This window comes from Rhodococcoides kyotonense, from assembly GCF_001645385.1.
GTDB lineage: Bacteria > Actinomycetota > Actinomycetes > Mycobacteriales > Mycobacteriaceae > Rhodococcoides > Rhodococcoides kyotonensis_B.
Map to the genome: position 1 here is coordinate 543 of NZ_LVHI01000018.1, position 18,084 is coordinate 18,626.

Sequence of the window (18,084 nt, forward strand, 5' to 3'; positions counted from 1 at the left end):
GACCCACACCCCGCGAAATCAAATATCTCGCAACACGATTCGCCCGAGCATCGAACTCCGCGTACGACAGCGACTCACCCTCGAACACCAACGCCACCGCATCCGGCGACGCCGCGACCTGCGCATCGAACAACGACACCAACGTCGCCGTCGAATCCACCACGCGTGCAGTGTCGTTCACCCCAGCCAACAACACCCGCTCGGCATCGTCGACAAGATCGATGTCACCGACCCGCACCGTCGCGTCGGATGCCACTGCAGCAAGTATCCGCACGAATCGGCGACCGATCAGTTCGACGGTCGACGCGTCGAAGATGTCGGTCGCGTACGTGATGCCGATCGACAGGCCGGTGCTCTGCTCGACCACGGTGCTGCGCTCGACAACGGAGAACTCGAGGTCGACTTTGGCTGTCGCGACGTCGGTTTCGAGCGCACGCGCGGTGAGACCGTCGAGCTGCAGGTCGATGTCACCGACGTCACCGAAGGTCAGCATCACCTGGTACAGCGGATGTCGTGACGTCTCCCGCGGCGGGTCCACCAGTTCCACGACGCGTTCGAACGGCACATCCGCGTGCGTGAACGCGGCGAGATCCACTTCGCGTGCATGCCCCACGAGTTCACCGAAGTGCGACACCCCGTCGACCTGGGTCCGTAGGACCAGTGTGTTGACGAACATCCCGATGACGTCGTCGAGAACGGCCTCGCCGCGACCGGCCACCGGCGTTCCGATCGCGATGTCGCCGGTGCCGGACAGCCGTGCCAGCAGGACTGCCAACGCCGCGTGCACCACCATGAACACGGTGACTCCGTGCTCGCGGGCGATCGACACGAGCCCGGCGTGAGTCGCCGCGTCGACCATCGTCGTGTGCCGCGCGCCGGCTCCGGAAGGAATCGGCGGATGACGCCGATCCGTCGGCAACTGCAGCTGGTCGGGTCGTTCGGCAAGCGTGTCGATCCAGTAGCGCTCCTGGACCGCAATCGGCGACGCGGGCTCCTCCGACAGCCCGAGTACCTCTCGTTGCCACAGCGTGTAGTCCGCGTACTGCACCGGCAGAGGCTGCCACCCGGGTGCGTGACCGGCGCTACGCGCGGCGTAGGCCTCCATGATGTCGCGTGTCAGCGGAATCATCGAGAACCCGTCCGCCGCAATGTGATGCACGGCCACGACGAGTACGTGCTCGCGTGCGTCGATCTGCAACAGTCGAACTCGCAACGGCGGGGCGGCGGTGATGTCGAAGGGTTCGGTCACCGCAGTCACGATGTGACGTCGGAGGTCGGCGACGTCGACCGACGATGCACGCCAATCGATGTCGATGTCCGAGGCCGCGTGGACAAGCTGGTATCCGATGCCGTCCTGCTCGGGATAGGTCGTCCGAAGTGACGCATGCCGTCTGATCACGTCACCGACCGCGTTCTCGAGTGCCCATTCGCGAAGGTCTCCGCTGAGCCGTAGAGCGACCGAGATGGTGTTCACGGACGACCCTGGATCGAGACGATTCAGAAACCACATGCGGTGCTGCGCCAACGACAGCGGTATCCGCTCCGGCCATGTGCGCGGAGAGAGAATCGAGTCGGGCGACCGACCTGCTGGTTCGGCGTCGTCGATCAGGCGAGCCCACTCGGCCACCGTCGACGCGTCGAAGAACTCTCGAACTCCGATCCGGACTCCGAACCGACTGTTCAGCCGCGCAACGACCCGCGTGGCACTGAGGGAATTGCCGCCGAGTGCGAAGTAGTCGTCGGTGCGTCCGACTCGACGCACGCCGAGAATCTCCGAGAACACCGCGGCGACAGCACTTTCGGTATCGCCGACGGGTTCTGCGAATTCTTCGCGTTGTTCCGACGGTTCCGGCAAGGCCGCGCGGTCGAGCTTTCCCGACGTCCCGACGGGCATCCGGTCCAGAACCACCAGCTGCGACGGCACCATGTACGCCGGCAGCGTGCGTCGCAGTTCCGCCCGTAGCGCGTCGACGTCGAAGTCCGATTCTGCTCGACGAGACGGCACCACGTACCCGACGAGTCGATCACCACGAACGACGGCAGCGCTGTCCGCGACGTAGTCGTGCGCCTGCAGGACGGCTTCGATCTCTCCGAGCTCGATACGGAGCCCTCGGAGCTTGACCTGAAAGTCGGTCCGACCGAGATAGATCAATTCGCCGCCCGCGGCTCGTCTGACGAGGTCGCCGGTGCGGTACATCCTCTCGCCCGGACGGAACGGATCGGCGACGAATCGCTCGGCGGTTCTCGCGGGCGCGGACAGATAGCCACGCGCGAGTTGCACTCCGGCGATGTACAACTCGCCGACGACGTCAGGCGGCACACGGCCGAGCCCGGCGTCGAGGACGTACAGTTCGGTGTCGTCGACTGCCGTGCCGATAGGCACGACCACGTCGTCGGCATCGGTCACCTCGTGGTGCGTGACGTCGACGGCTGCTTCCGTCGGGCCGTACAGATTGTGCAGTGCTGCAGCATGTTCGACGCGGAATCGAGCCGCAGTCGCGGCCGGTAGCTCCTCGCCCGACGCGAACACGTAGCGCAGCGTCGGCAATTCACTCGTCGTCGGCGCGTCGACGAAGGCCGCGAGCATGGACGGCACGAAATGCACGACCGTCACGCTCGATCGACGAACGATATCGGCGAGATGGTCCGGATCCCCGTGCGCCCCCGGGTCTGCGAGCACCAGACGGGCGCCCACCTGCAGCGGCCAGAAGAACTCCCACACCGACACGTCGAACGTGAACGGCGTCTTCTGCAGGACGACGTCGTCCTCGGTGAGTGCGTAGCGGCGTTGACGCCAGCCGATATTGGCCAGAATCGCCCGGTGTGACACGGCGACGCCCTTGGGGCGGCCGGTGGATCCGGACGTGAACAGCACGTAGGCCAAGTCGTCGGGACTAGCCTGCCCCGCCATGCCGTCGTCGTCTCGGTCGACGTCGATGTCGATGTCGATGTCGATGTCGATGTCGTCGATCGTCAGCGTCTCGGCCTGCAGTCCGGGGGCGATCCTGCTGTCGGTCAGCACGACGACCGGCGTGGCCACCGACAGCACGTACGCGAGTCGGTCGACCGGATGGTCGGGGTCGAGTGCAACGTAGGCCGCGCCGGTCTTCAGGATCGCGTACATGCCGACGACGAGATCGACGGATCGGTGGAGGGCCAGTCCGACGGTGGTGTCGGCCCGCGCACCGTGGGCACGGAGCGTCTGCGCGACAACGGTTGCCCGACGGTTCAGCTCGGCGTAGGTGAGTGCGTCTGCGCGATGCTCGACGGCAATACGGTCCGGAGTGAGTGCGACGCGCGCTTCGAATGCCTCGATCAGTGTCCGCGGCCTGTCGTTCGGTTGCGGCGCCGGATCGAGACCGAGAACGTCGGCCGCCGTCACGAGCAACGCATCCACTGCACGCTCGAGCGCGCCGCCATCGGTCGACGCACTGTCGGGAGCCAGCGCGGACAAGACCAGAGGTACGAGTGATTCGGGTCCGAGGACGCCGCCCATGGCCTCGTCGAGAGCACGCAACTCGGAGTCGACGCGGGCGAGCGTAGGACTGACGTCGCCCAATGTCACGGCCGTGCGATCGGGTGCGACCTGCGCCGCGCGCGCGATCAGTGACGGGACGTCGCTGATCGACAGCACACCGGCAGGTGGTCGATCGTCAGCCACGCGACAGTCCTCTCATCCCCATTCTCGACGGCAACGAACAGACGATGTGCCGAGACCGGTTCGGGCTGTACGTCGATGCTGAGCTATCGGATGGTGCGCCGTCGGGCGACGGCAAACTCCAGGCTACTGAAACAAATGCCTCCCTCCAGTTCGGAGGGAGGCATTTGTGAAAATTCTCGAGCGGTGTCCGTCAGATTCCGAGCGCGCGCGCGAGCACGGGCCACGAGTTCTTCAGGTCGTCATCCCAGTAACCCCACGAGTGCGTGCCACTGTCACGGAAGTTGTACGTGGCCGGGATACCGAGCTGGTTGAGCTTGTTCTGCAGATTGTGCGAGCAGTAGTTGGTCGCGGCCTCGATGACACCGCCGACGATGATCTGGTTGGCCAGGGTGGGCACTCGGCCGTTGATGTCCGGGCCGTTCAGGTTGTCGTACATGCCAGGCAAGCCGTTGCCGTTGGAGATGTACAGATCCAGCCCACGCAGCTTCTCTGCGTTGACGTACGGATCGTTCTCGGCCCACATCGGGTCGTTGTCCGGCCCGTACATGTTGAGGGTGCTGCCGCCGCCGTACAGCTCGACGACCTGCTTGACGAAGGTCTGGCCGATCGGGTCGGACGTCTGCGCGCAGCCACTGTACGCAGCGACGCCGCGGTAGAGGTCGGGCTTGGCGATCGCGAGCTGCAGGACGGAGGTGCCCGACGAGGACAGTCCGGCGATGGCATTGACGCCGTTGGTTCCGAGGGCCGCGTCGACCAACGGCGGGATCTCCTCGGTCAGGAACGTCTTCCACTTGTTGACACCGAGGACAGGGTCGGCCTGCTTCCAGTCGGTGTAGTAGCTCCACTTTCCACCGATCGGCGAGACGACGTTGATGTTCTTGTCGCCGAAGAACTCGTACGCGTCCGTGCGCGCTCGCCAGGTAGCGGAATCCTCGCCGCCACCAGCTCCGTTCAGCATGTAGAGCGTCGGCCGAGGAACGCTCGTGTCACCGGGACGCAGAACGTCGAGCGGGATCTCCTCGTCCATCGCGGCCGAGTAGACGTACATCGTCAGCTCTCGGTCGTTCTTGGTCTCGATGCGGGTGACCTTGGAACCGTCGGCAGACGTCGCGGCTGCCAGAGGCGCAGCGTTGTCGACGACGGGATCGGCGGACGCCGTCCCTGCAAGGCCCGCGAAGGGCACCACCAGTGCGACGGACACGACCGCCATCCGTGTGAACACGGAGGACAACGTGCGCGGCTTCGTTCGACGCATAAGTTCTACTTCCACCATTCTGTGAGGTTTCACTCGCTCGGCTTCGTGGCTTCCCACTCGCTCGAACGACTCGGGTGTCCATCCGGACGTACCGTACCTGCCGACCCCTAATCGACATACTTCCGTTATCCGTTACCGATCCGTGTTCGTGAGATGTACCGAACCCACAGCCTCTTCCATCGGCAAGTCTCCCACTGTCGACGTCGGATCGAATACCGCGGCCGTCAGTACCCGGCGAAGAGCATGACCGAGAGCGACGACGGTCGACTCGTCGAACAGTTCGGTCGCGTACGCGATCTCGATCGACATGCCGGCGCACGATCCATCGGGTTCGGTCGCCTCGACGAACACGAAGTACAGGTCCAGTTTTGCGGTGTCGACGTCCGTTCCCATCGCCTCCATCGTCACCCCGCCGAGTTCGGCCACCCGCTGCTCGTAGTTCTGGAACGCCATCATGACCTGGAAGAACGGCACCTGCGACACCGGCCGAGCTGGTAGCAGTTCGTTCAGCAGCCAGTCGAACGGAATGTCGGTGTTCTCGAACGCCGCTATGTCTCGGCTACGGACGTCGGAGAGCAGCTCCGCGAACGACATCGAGGTGTCGACGACGGTGCGAAGCACGACCGTGCTGACGAACATTCCGACCAACCCGTCGAGCAGTTCGTTACCGCGGCCTGCAGTGGGCGCTCCGACGGTGACGTCGGTGTTACCGGACCACCGAGCCAGTACCACAGCCATCGCCGCGTGCACGACCATGAAGCGTGTCGTTCCCGCCGCTCGCGCACACAGATCGATCGCGGCGTGTACATCCCGGTCCAGCGCAACACTCACCGAGCTTCCCGCCATCGTGCGTACCTCCGGACGAGGACGGTCCAGTTCGACGTTCAGCAGATCCGGCTGGTCTGCGAGGGTCTCACGCCAGAACTGCAACTGACGACTGGCGAGCGACGCCGGGTCGGACAGCTCGCCGAGTCTCTCCCGTTGCCACAGTGCGTAGTCCGCGTACTGAACCTTCAACGGTTCCCAACCGGGTACCTCCCCCGCAGCCCGAGCGGAATATGCCTGCGTGAGGTCGCGCGCGAACGGGCCGAAAGACGATCCGTCTGCCGCGATGTGGTGGAACACGACGACAACCACGTGCTCCGACGCCCCCAGCCGGAACAGCGTCATTCTGATCGGCGGCTCGCACCCGGTGTCGAATCCGACGGCGAGCAATCCGGCCATGCGGTCGGGCAGATCGTCCTCCGTCACGTCGATCGGTGACAGGTCGAGTGATACCGCCTCGGCGGGCAGAATGTCCTGCACGGGAACATCGTCGACTTTGGGATACACGGTCCGAAGTGATTCGTGACGCTCGACGACGTCGCGCGCGGCCACGGCCAACGCGTCCGCGTCGATCGCTCCGGTGATGCGAACCGCGACCGGAATATTGAAATACGGCGACTTCGGAATCCATTGCGCCAACGACCACGTCCTCTGCTGCTGCACCGACAGTGGGATCATGCCGGGCCTCGGCCTGCCGATCAACGGCAGTCGCCGACCGTCGCCCACGTATTCGTCCAAGGCCGAGGCCAGTTCGGCTACCGACGACGCATCGAACAGCAGTCGAAGAGGAACGGAGGCGTCGAGTGCGTCGCCGAGTCGAGACACCACTTTCGTCGCGAGCAGTGAATTGCCGCCGAGTTCGAAGAAGTCGTCGTCGAGTCCCACCTGCGGCAGGTTCATGACGTCCGCGAACACCGTCGCAACAGCCTCCTCGACACGCGTGGTCGGCGCACGGCGCTCCGCGACCGACGTGACCGGATCGGGCAAGGCCGCCCGGTCCAACTTGCCGGTCGCAGTCGTCGGAATGGCGTCGACCACGACCAGGACGGCGGGAACCATGTGCTTCGGCAGCGTCTCCTTCACCAGCGTTCGCACTGCGTCCCTGGCGACATCGGTCCCGGGTCCAGCTGGCGTCACGTATCCGACGAGCCGGTCGCCGCGGACATCGACCGCAGCGCCGCCCACAGAATCGTGCTGCAGCAGAACCGTTTCGATCTCCCCGAGTTCGACGCGCTGGCCGCGCAGCTTCACTTGGGAGTCGACACGCGCCACGTAGACCAGCTGTCCCGACCGAGTACGTCGAACGAGATCACCGGTCCGGTACAACCGTTCCCCTGTCGTACGGAACGGGTGCGCGACGAATCGTTCGGCCGTCAGGTCCGGTCGATTCTCGTAGCCGCGCGCCACTTGGACACCGGCCAGATACAACTCGCCGACGACACCGACGGGCGACGGCTGCAGACGTGAATTCAGCACGTAGGCACCGCAATTCCAGACAGGACTTCCGATCGGAACTCCCTCGCCTGGGCCCGTCGGAGACGACTCGCTCGGGTCGTAGCGGTACGCCGTCGCATGGACTGCACATTCGGTCGGACCGTACAGGTTGTGCAGCGTCGCCGACGGCAGAGACGCCGACGCCGTTCGCGCCGCGGCCCGTCCCAGCTCCTCACCGGCTGCCAGCACGTGTCGAAGAGAGTGCAGCCGGGCCGGATTCACCTGAGCTGCGAAGACGGACAGCATGGACGGAACGAAAGATACCGCCGTGACACCCTCCGACTCGATCGTCGACGCGAGATACTGCGGGTCACGGTGACCGTCGTGCGCGGCGATCACGAGACGGCCACCACCTGCGGTCGCCCCGAACAATTCCCACACCGACACGTCGAACGTGAACGGAGTTTTGTGCAGCACGACGTCGTCGGCATCGATTCCGTATTCGGCAGCGAGCCAGGACACTTGGTTGACCACTGCCGCATGCGATACCGCGACGCCCTTCGGTCGCCCCGTCGACCCGGATGTGAACATCACGTACGCGGTGTTGTCGGAACGCAGCGGTCGAATGCGATCGGAGTCGGTCACGGGGTCGGACGGGAAGGCAGCTGTAGTGTCGCCGTCGATTTCCGACAGCACCATGACCGGACGTGACGTCGCCACGACGTGTTCGGTTCTGAGCGATGGCTGATCGGGATCCATCGGCACGTAGGCACCGCCTGCGACGGTGATCGCATGCACGGCGACAACGAGATCCATGGACCTGTGCATCGCGACGGCCACCCGGTCCTCGGGTCCGACGCCGCACGAGATCAACCATCTCGCTGTGCGCGCCACCGTCGCGGCGAACTCACCGTAGGTCAGCAGTGCGTCCCCCTCGACCACCGCAACGGCGTCGGGAGCTCGGGTTGCCTGCCGATCCAACAACTCGGGCAGCGTGTGGACGAACGGAACCACGGTCGTCGTGTCGTTCCACTCGGAGATGGTGCGGCTGAGTTCCGTCGCGCTGACAAGACCGATGTCGCCCACCGCCACGGACGGATCCGACGTACCTTCCTCCAGTACCCGTATCCACTGTTCGCCGATCTCGCGCACGGTCGACTCGTCGAACAGGTCCGTTGCGTAGGTGATCGATCCGATCAGACCCGGCCGCCCCTCCGTGTCCGTCGCCTCCTGAACCACGAAATGCAAGTCGTACTTGGCCGATCCCGGGTCGAAGTCGACGGTGTCGACGCGCAACCCCGACAGCTCGAGCGTGCCCCATCCCAGGTTCTGGAAGCTCAACGCCACCGGCACTCGTGCACCGTTGATCCACCGACGCTCGGAGTCGATTTCCTCGAGAACGCGTTCGAACGGGACATCCGAGTGCGCAAATGCGTCGAGATCGATGTCACGGGTGTGCGCGAGCATCTCGGCGAACGTCGTCGACGACGTCGCTCGGGTCCGGAGAACCATCGAGTTGACGAACATTCCGATCAGGTCGTCCAACTCGGCGGCGCCTCGGCCTGCTGTAGGTGAACTGATCGCAACATCCTCGGTTGCGGCCAATCGTCCGAGCAGGACCGCGAGGGCAGCATGGAACACCATGAACAACGTTGCATTGTTCGCGCGTGCAAGAGCCTCGGCTCTCGCGCGGAGATTCGAGGACACGGCGAACGTCACGGTCGCTCCGGAATAGCTGGCAGGACCGGATTTCGGTCTGTCGAACGGGAGATCGATCCCCTCCGACAAACCGTCCAGCTGTTTCCGCCAGTAGTCCAGTTGTCGCGCCGCAAGCGACTGCGGATCTTCCGGAACGCCGAGGACGTCTCGCTGCCACAGTGTGTAGTCGGCGTACTGGACCGCGAGCGGTGGACGGTCGGGCGACCGACCTTCCGACCTCGCGGCGTACGACACCATGACATCTGCAGTGAGCGGGCGCATCGAGAATCCATCCGCCGCGATGTGATGCGCGACGAACACCAGCACGTGGTCGTCGTCGGCGATTCGGAGCAGTCCGGTCCGGAGCGGTACCTCGGACGAGACGTCGAAGCCGCGAGTTGCGATGTCCTCCACGGTAGCTCGAAGGTTCGCTTCGTCGACTACGGCCGGCGTGAGGTCGAGGACGACATCGTCCACGTCGCAAATCAACTGATACCCAACACCGTCCGCCTCGGGATACATGGTGCGCAAGGACTCGTGCCGCGCCAACAAGTCGCGAACGGACGCTCGGAGGGCGTCCTCGTTCAACGGTCCGGACAGCCGAACTGCCACCGGAATGTTACGGACTCCGGAGCCGGGATACAGACGGTTCAGGACCCACAGCCGCTGCTGGGCAAGGGACAACGGGATCCGATCCGGGCGACTCCGCGGAACTGGCGCCGATCGGCGGCAGGAATCCACCAACGTCTCGACCTTGGCCGCGAAACTGCCGACCGTCGACGCCTCGAACAGCAACCGAAGCGGGACCTGTCGGTCGAAGCGCTCCGACGCCCGGGCGACGACCTGCGTTGCGATCAGCGAGTTTCCGCCGAGCGCGAAGAAGTCGTCGTCCAGTCCGATCTTCTCCGAACCGATCACTGCGCCGAAGATGTCGGCCACGGCGAGTTCGGTGTCGGTGACCGGCGCCCTGTATTCGGTTGCAGCGAACTCCGGTTCGGGTAATGCCTTGCGGTCGATCTTCCCGGTCGCGCCCAGCGGCAGAACGTCCATCACGATGACCGCCGACGGCACCATGTACGACGGCACGGCCTCGGACACGAACGTCGTCACATCGGCCGGCGAGATGTCGGTGGACGACGCAACGTAGGCGACCAAACGGTCACCGAGTGTGGCGTCGCGATGCAGAACGACCGCGGCGGATTCGATGTCGGGGTGGCGCGTGAGCACCGCTTCGATCTCCCCCGGTTCTATCCGTTGGCCACGCAATTTGACCTGGAAGTCGGTGCGGCCCTTGTAGATCAGCTCGCCGTCGCGTGTCCACTGCACGAGGTCACCGGTACGATACATGCGCGATCCGGCACCGAACGGATCAGCGACGAATCGATCTGCCGTCAATCCGGGCCGACGTCGGTATCCGCGCGCCAACTGCATACCCGACACGTACAGCTCACCCGACACGCCGACGGGCACAGGCTGCAGACGAGCGTCGAGAACTCGCAGTTTCGTGTTCCACACCGGCGCACCGATGGACACGGGGCCATCTGTGTTGTCTGCTCGGGATGCCGTGACGACCTGAACCTCGGCGGGTCCGTACCAATTGTGCAGATCTGCATCGTTGTTCGCACGGAACAGCTCGATGGTCGACGGCGTCAGCGCCTCGCCCGCCACGAAAACACGTCGAATCGAAGACCCGAGCGCACCCGCGGCGTGGCTGTACGCGACCAGCATGGACGGAACGAAGTGGATCGTCGTGACGCCACACCGTTTAATCACCTCGCGTAGGTACTCGGGATCACGATGCCCACCAGGTTCGGCGACGACGATGCGTGCGCCGGTGTGCAACGTCCAGAACATCTCCCACACCGAGATGTCGAACGTCGTGGGTGTCTTGTGCAGCACCACATCGGTCTCGTCGAGGGGATAGTGCGCCTGAGCCCAGGACAACTGGTTCACCGTGGCGGCATGGGTGATTTCCATACCCTTCGGCAATCCGGTCGAACCTGACGTGAAGATCAAGTAGGCCGCGTCCGTCGCACGAAGAGGCCGAGCCCTGTCCATGTCCGTCACCGTCGAATTCGGCTGCGACGAGCAGTCCAAGTCTTCGAAGTAGGTCGCGCGAGGGCCGTCATCGGATGGAATGAAGTCGTCACACCGTCTGGTCAGGACGATCGCCGGGTCGGCAACGGAGATGATCCGCTCGTTGCGCTCCATCGGCTGTTCCGGATCCACCGGAACATACGCAGCGCCGGCCTTCATCACCGCGTACACGGCCACGAGCGCATCGAACGACCGCGCCATGGCCACGGCGACGGTCACCTCGGGCTGGGCGCCCATCGACATCAACTGCCGCGCAGTACTGTTGACGACAGCGTCGAATTCCGAGTAGGTCCAGGACCGGTCCCCCTCGACCACCGCAACTGCGTCCGGGGTGCGTCGAACCTGTCGGTCGAACAACTCGACCAGGTGGGTCGCAGGATCGATCCACTGGTCCGTCGCATTCCATCGGTCGACGATGTCGCAGCGTTCGACGGAATCCAGAACGTCGATGTCGCCGACCACCATGTTCGGAGTCGACACGGCCGCGGTCAGCATTCGTACGAACCGGCGTCCGACCGCGTCGATGGTGGTGTCGTCGAACAATGCAGTCGCGTACATGATCGATACGGCGACCCCGTCGACGGACCCCGCCGAGTCGAATTTTTCGACGAAGCTGAACTGAAGGTCGTATTTCGCTGTACGAGTGTCGGCGTCGACACCCGATACTGTCAGGCCGCCCAGTTCGAAGTGTTCCCGCGCGAAGTTCTGGAACACCAGAAGGACTTGGAACAGCGGCGAATGCGCCGTCGAACGCGCCGGCGACAGTTCGTCGACCAGCCACTCGAATGGCAGGTCTGCATGGCCGAAGGCCTCGATATCGGTGCGCCGCACCGATTCCACCAACTCGTCGAAGGAGCCCGCGGAGTCGACCTGTGTGCGCAGGACGAGCGTGTTGACGAACATACCGATCAGATCGTCGAGGGCCGCGTCCCCACGACCGGCAACGGGTGTGCCGATGCTGATGTCGGACGAACCTGCCCAACGCGCCAGCAGTGCAGCGAGGACAGCGTGCACAACCATGAAACGCGTTGCCCCACAACGCCGGGCAAGTGCATCGAGCGCCATATGTACCGAGCGGTCGATCTCGAATGTCTCGGACGCACCTGCCAAGGACTGAACGGCGGGACGCGGCCGGTCGGTCGGCAGATCGAGCACCTCGGGTAGATCGGCGAGTTGTCCGCGCCAATAGTCCAATTGCCGACGCGCGATCGAGGCGGGGTCATCGAGCTCGCCGAGAATGTCTCGCTGCCACAGGGCGTAATCCGCGTACTGAATCGGCAAGGGAACCCAGTCGGGTTCCTGGCCGATGCTGCGTGCGGCGTACGCCGTCATGACATCACGCGCCAACGGCGCGATCGACGATCCGTCTGCGGAAATGTGATGAACGACCACGACGAGAACCCGGTCGTTTCGCCCCACCTCGATCAGCGCCGCACGGAGTGGGACGGCCGACGCGACGTCGAATCCCCTACCGACTGTGTCCGAGACGACCTCGAGAAGACCCGTTTCGGACACCGCGATCGGATTCAGGTCCAACGCGACTTCGTCCACCGAGACGACGCGCTGGACAGGAGTTCCGTCGACCGTCGGATAGTACGTCCGCAGCGCCTCGTGCCGGCCCACGACATCGAGTACGGCACCCTTCAACGCATCGACGTTCATTTCACCGACGAGACGAACAGCCATGGGCACGTTGTAGACGGCCGATTGCGGATCGAGCCGGTTGAGGAACCACATGCGCTGCTGCGCGAGGGAGAGCAGCACGTGCTCTGGACGCTCACGTGCCACCAATTGCTGTCGCCCGCCGGCACCGACCGACGACTCGACCCGTGCAGCGAGGTCACCGACCGAGGAAGCGTCGAACAGCATTCGAACCGGAACCCTGGTGTCCAACGCCGCACCCAGGCGGGCAACGACCTGTGTCGCGATCAGCGAGTTGCCGCCGAGTTCGAAGAAGTCGTCGTCCACTCCGACGCGCGGGGCACCCAACAAGTCCGCGAAAACGTCAGCGACGATCTCCTCAACGGGCGTCTGCGGAGCTCGGAACTCACGCACCTCGAACACCGGCTCCGGCAACGCCCTCCGATCCAACTTGCCCGACGCACCCACCGGCAACTCGTCGAGCACCACGAACACCGACGGCACCATGTACGACGGCAACACCTCGGCCACAGACGCTTTCACCACATCGACGTCGATCGCCTCGCCGGCCGGGACGACGTACGCCACCAAACGATCCTGACGAACCTCCACCACCGCACGCGACACCGAACCACACTGCGCAACAGCCGCTTCGATCTCACCCAACTCGATCCGCTGACCGCGCAACTTCACCTGGAAGTCCGAGCGGCCCACGTACAGGAGCCGGCCTGACGCATCCCACCGCACGAGGTCTCCCGTGCGATACATACGCTCCCCAGCGCTGAACGGACTCGCCACGAACCGATCCGCCGTCAGATCCGCGCGACCGAAATAGCCCTGCGCCAACTGCATACCCGCGAGGTACAGCTCACCGACGACGCCGACCGGTGCGAGATGTAGTCGCGAATCCAAGACGTACGCAGCCGAATTCGACACAGCCGTACCGATCGGAACATCGGAAGCAGTGGCGTTTCCGTCGAGCGAGTAGGCGGTGGCGTGCACCGTGAACTCGGTAGGCCCGTACAAATTGTGCAGCTGCGCCGACGGCATCACCTGCCGAGCAGCGTTCGCGACCGACGATCCGAACGCCTCACCTGCCACCAACACGTGTCGCAGCGAGCGAACCGCCTCGGGCGACACCTGAGATGCGAACGCCGCGAGCATCGACGGAACGAACGACGTCGCCGACACGGGCCCTCTGCTGCGGACGNGCGTGCACCGTGAACTCGGTAGGCCCGTACAAATTGTGCAGCTGCGCCGACGGCATCACCTGCCGAGCAGCGTTCGCGACCGACGATCCGAACGCCTCACCTGCCACCAACACGTGTCGCAGCGAGCGAACCGCCTCGGGCGACACCTGAGATGCGAACGCCGCGAGCATCGACGGAACGAACGACGTCGCCGTTACACCCTCCGACTCGATCACCGACCCCAGATACTGCGGGTCCCGATGCCCGTCCGGCTCGGCGACGACCAACGTGCCGCCTGCAGCCAGTGTGCCGAACAACTCCCACACCGACACGTCGAACGTGAACGGGGTCTTCTGCAACACCACATCATCGACGCCGAGACCATACTCCGCGACCAACCACGACACCTGATTGACCACAGCCGCATGCGACACCGCCACACCCTTCGGCCGACCCGTCGACCCAGACGTGAACAGCACATACGCCGCATTCGACGCACGCAACGGCCGAACCCGATCCACATCCGTCACCGGCCCGGCCGAGAACCCGCCGAGCGGGAGTCGATCCACCGCAACATGTTCGAACGCCACCTCGTCCCGCGACGTCGACAACACCACCGACACACCGGCCGTATCGAGAATGTACTGGTTGCGCTCCGCAGGCTGGTCCGGATCCACCGGAACATACGCCGCACCCGACCGCAACACCGCATACAGCGCCACGAGCATCTCGATCGAGCGACGCATCGCCACCGCGACCGTCCGCTCCGGGCCCACTCCCTCCGAGATCAGGAAACGCGCAAGACTATTCACGCGCGCATCGAACTCGGCGAACGACAGAGCTGTCCCCTCGAACACCACCGCCGTCGCATCCGGACGTGCCGCCACCTGCGCATCGAACGCATCCAACATCGTTTCACCAGAGCCGAACTCATGCACCGACCCGACCGACGACCTCCGCAACAACTCACGCTCGGCATCACCCACCACATCGATGTCCCCCACGACCACAGCGGAATCGGCAACCACTGCTTCGAGAACACGAGCAAGGCGATCGCCGAACTCGGCCACTGTCGTGGCGTCGAACAAATCGGTGGCGTAGGTGAACTCGAGGAGGTAGCCCTGGTCGATGCCGTCGGACACCGTCACCTGCAGGTCCATCTTCGATGCCACTACATCGAAGTCGACGCCGGAAATCGACAACCCGGGAAGCTCGAATGTCCCAGCCTGCACATTCTGGAACGTCAACAGCACCTGCACCAGCGGGTGCCTCCCCTGCGAGCGAGGAGGGTCCAACACCTCGACGAGACGCTCGAACGGAACGTCCGCGTGCTCGAACGCATCGATGTCGACGCCACGCACTGTTTCCAGTACGTCGTCGAATTCGGCGTTCCGACTGATCGGGGTGCGCAGCACCAACGTGTTCACGAACATTCCGACGAGGTCGTCGAGTTGGGCTTCACCTCGCCCGGCGACCGGGGTCCCCACGGCGACATCTTCTGTCGCGGCCAGCCGCGACAACAGCACGGCCAGCGCAGCATGTACGACCATGAATGGTGTGGCGCGGCGCTCAGCCGCGTAGGCCTCGATCGACGCGCGAAGGTCGGCCGCCAGAGAAACCGTGCGCACTGCACCCAAACCCGAAGATACGAGTGGACGCGGACGGTCTGTCGGCAGCGCCAACTCCTCCGGCAGCGATTCGAGCTTCGATACCCAGTGACGCTCCTGCGTCGCCATCAGAGAACTCGGGTCATCCGACGACCCGAGTACCTCGCGTTGCCACAGCGTGTAATCGGCGTACTGCACCGGCAGCGGCGCCCAGCCCGGTGCAGCACCGTTCACTCGTGCCGAATACGCGATCATGAGGTCCCGGGTCAACGGACCGACCGAGAAACCGTCCGCCGCAATGTGATGCACGACGACAAGCAGCACGAAGTCGTCCGCAGCTTGCTGCAGCAGTCGCGTACGGAACGGTGCCGACAAGGTCACGTCGAACCCTGTGGCGAAGAAAGCGACTGTTGCCGAACGCACCTCGGACTCCGTGACAGGGATGGGCGTCAGATCGACGACGACGTCGGCGACCGGCCGAACATCCTGGTATCCGACTCCGTCGATTTCCGGATAGACCGTTCGAAGAATGTCGTGTCGCGCGACGACGTCGCGTACTGCATCCTCCAGCGCGACTGTGTCCAATCGGCCTTTCAGTCGAACCGCCACCGGGATGTTGTCTACCGCGGATTCGGGATCCAGTCGGTTCAAGAACCACATGCGTTGCTGAGCAAGAGACAACGGCACGTGCGTCGCACGTGGGCGCGTCGTCAATGGAATGCGATCGCCGTCAGCGGATCCCACCCGTGCCGCGATACCTTCGACTGTCGATGCGTCGAACAGCATTCGAACCGGAACCCTGGTGTCCAACGCCGCACCCAGGCGGGCAACGACCTGAGTCGCGATCAGCGAGTTACCACCCAACGCGAAGAAATCATCATCGAGCCCGACCCGATCGACACCGAGCACGTCACCGAACACCCGCGCCACGATCTCCTGAACGGGCGTCTGCGGACCGCGGAAATCACGCACCTCGAACACCGGATCCGGCAACGCTTTTCGATCCAACTTGCCCGACGCACCCACCGGCATGGCGTCCAGCACCACGAACGTCGCCGGCACCATGTACGACGGCAACACCTCGGCCACAGTCGCTTTCACCACATCGACATCGATCGTCTCGGCAGCCGGGACGACATACGCCACCAGACGATCCTGACGAACCTCCACCACCGCACGCGACACCGCACCACACTGCGCAACAGCCGCTTCGATCTCACCCAACTCGATCCGCTGACCACGCAACTTCACCTGAAAATCCGAGCGGCCCACGTACAGGAGCCGGCCTGACGCGTCCCACCGCACGAGGTCTCCCGTGCGATACATACGCTCCCCAGCGCTGAACGGACTCGCCACGAACCGATCCGCCGTCAGATCCGCGCGACCGAAATAGCCCTGCGCCAATTGCATACCCGCGAGGTACAGCTCACCGACGACGCCGACCGGTGCGAGATGTAGTCGCGAGTCCAAGACGTACGCGGCCGAATTCGACACAGCCGTACCGATCGGAACATCGGAGGCAGTGTCGTTCCCGTCGAGCGAGTACGCGGTGGCGTGCACCGTGAACTCGGTAGGCCCGTACAAATTGTGCAGCTGCGCCGACGGCATCACCTGCCGAGCAGCGTTCGCGACCGACGATCCGAACGCCTCACCTGCCACCAACACGTGTCGCAGCGAGCGAACCGCCTCGGGCGANCCAAGACGTACGCGGCCGAATTCGACACAGCCGTACCGATCGGAACATCGGAAGCAGTGGCGTTTCCGTCGAGCGAGTACGCGGTGGCGTGCACCGTGAACTCGGTAGGCCCGTACAAATTGTGCAGCTGCGCCGACGGCATCACCTGCCGAGCAGCGTTCGCGACCGACGATCCGAACGCCTCACCTGCCACCAACACGTGTCGCAGCGAGCGAACCGCCTCGGGCGACACCTGGGATGCGAATGCCGCGAGCATCGACGGAACGAACGACGTCGCCGTCACACCCTCCGACTCGATCACCGACCCCAGGTACTGCGGATCCCGATGCCCGTCCGGCTCGGCGACGACGAGCGTGCCGCCGGCAGCCAACGTGCCGAACAACTCCCACACCGACACATCGAACGTGAACGGAGTCTTCTGCAACACCACATCATCGACGCCGAGACCGTACTCAGCGACCAGCCACGACACCTGGTTGACCACAGCCGCATGCGACACCGTCACACCCTTCGGCCGACCCGTCGAGCCCGACGTGAAGATCACGTACGCTGCATCGTCGCGGTTCGGGAGCGGCAGCGCCGCACTGCCGGAGGCGAGGCTCCCCAGCACCTCTTCTGTCAACACCAGATTCGGGCGCACCAAATCGAGAATGTATTCCCTGCGCTCCACCGGATGATCCGGATCGATCGGCACGTAGGCCGCACCCGCACGAATCACGCCGTACAGTGCAGCCAGCATGTCGTTCGACCGCCGCATCGCCACGGCCACCGTGCTGCCGACCTCGACACCCGCAGCACGCAATCCCGACGCGATCGCCGTCACTCGCGCGTCGAATTCGGCATACGTCCACGACGAGTCACCGAACCGCACGGCCACCGCGTCCGGTCGCTCCGCCACCCGCCGAGCGAACGCATCGAGAACTGTTGCGTCCGAATCGATGTCGACCACCGCACCGACGGACGAAGCCAGCAACGTTCCG

The 18,084-nt window shown here is 64.4% G+C and carries 3 protein-coding genes and 2 pseudogenes; all 5 read right to left on the reverse strand.

Annotation, left to right across the window (positions count from 1 at the left end):
* Positions 1-3,661, reverse strand: a 3,661-nt coding sequence (locus A3K89_RS14540) for a non-ribosomal peptide synthetase (protein WP_167674304.1), incomplete at its 3' end; no start/stop codon positions are given.
* A gap of 190 nt (positions 3,662-3,851) precedes the next feature.
* Positions 3,852-4,871, reverse strand: coding sequence for an alpha/beta hydrolase (locus tag A3K89_RS14550; RefSeq protein WP_068427225.1), 1,020 nt, complete (start codon positions 4,869-4,871; stop codon positions 3,852-3,854).
* 177 nt (positions 4,872-5,048) lie between these two features.
* Complete coding sequence (locus A3K89_RS14555) at positions 5,049-13,802, reverse strand: amino acid adenylation domain-containing protein (RefSeq protein ID WP_068427227.1); 8,754 nt, start codon at positions 13,800-13,802, stop codon at positions 5,049-5,051.
* A gap of 22 nt (positions 13,803-13,824) precedes the next feature.
* A pseudogene (locus tag A3K89_RS14560) lies at positions 13,825-16,923 on the reverse strand (condensation domain-containing protein); the annotation flags it as partial.
* A 182-nt stretch (positions 16,924-17,105) separates the two neighbouring features.
* Positions 17,106-18,053 (reverse strand): annotated as a pseudogene (locus tag A3K89_RS26840) (AMP-binding protein); the annotation flags it as partial.
* Positions 18,054-18,084 lie beyond the last annotated feature (31 nt).

Excerpts from the sequence above, each read along its gene's own strand:
- A3K89_RS14550 (WP_068427225.1), bottom strand. The coding sequence starts at position 4,871 with ATGGCGGTCGTGTCCGTCGCACTGGTGGTGCCCTTCGCGGGCCTTGCA.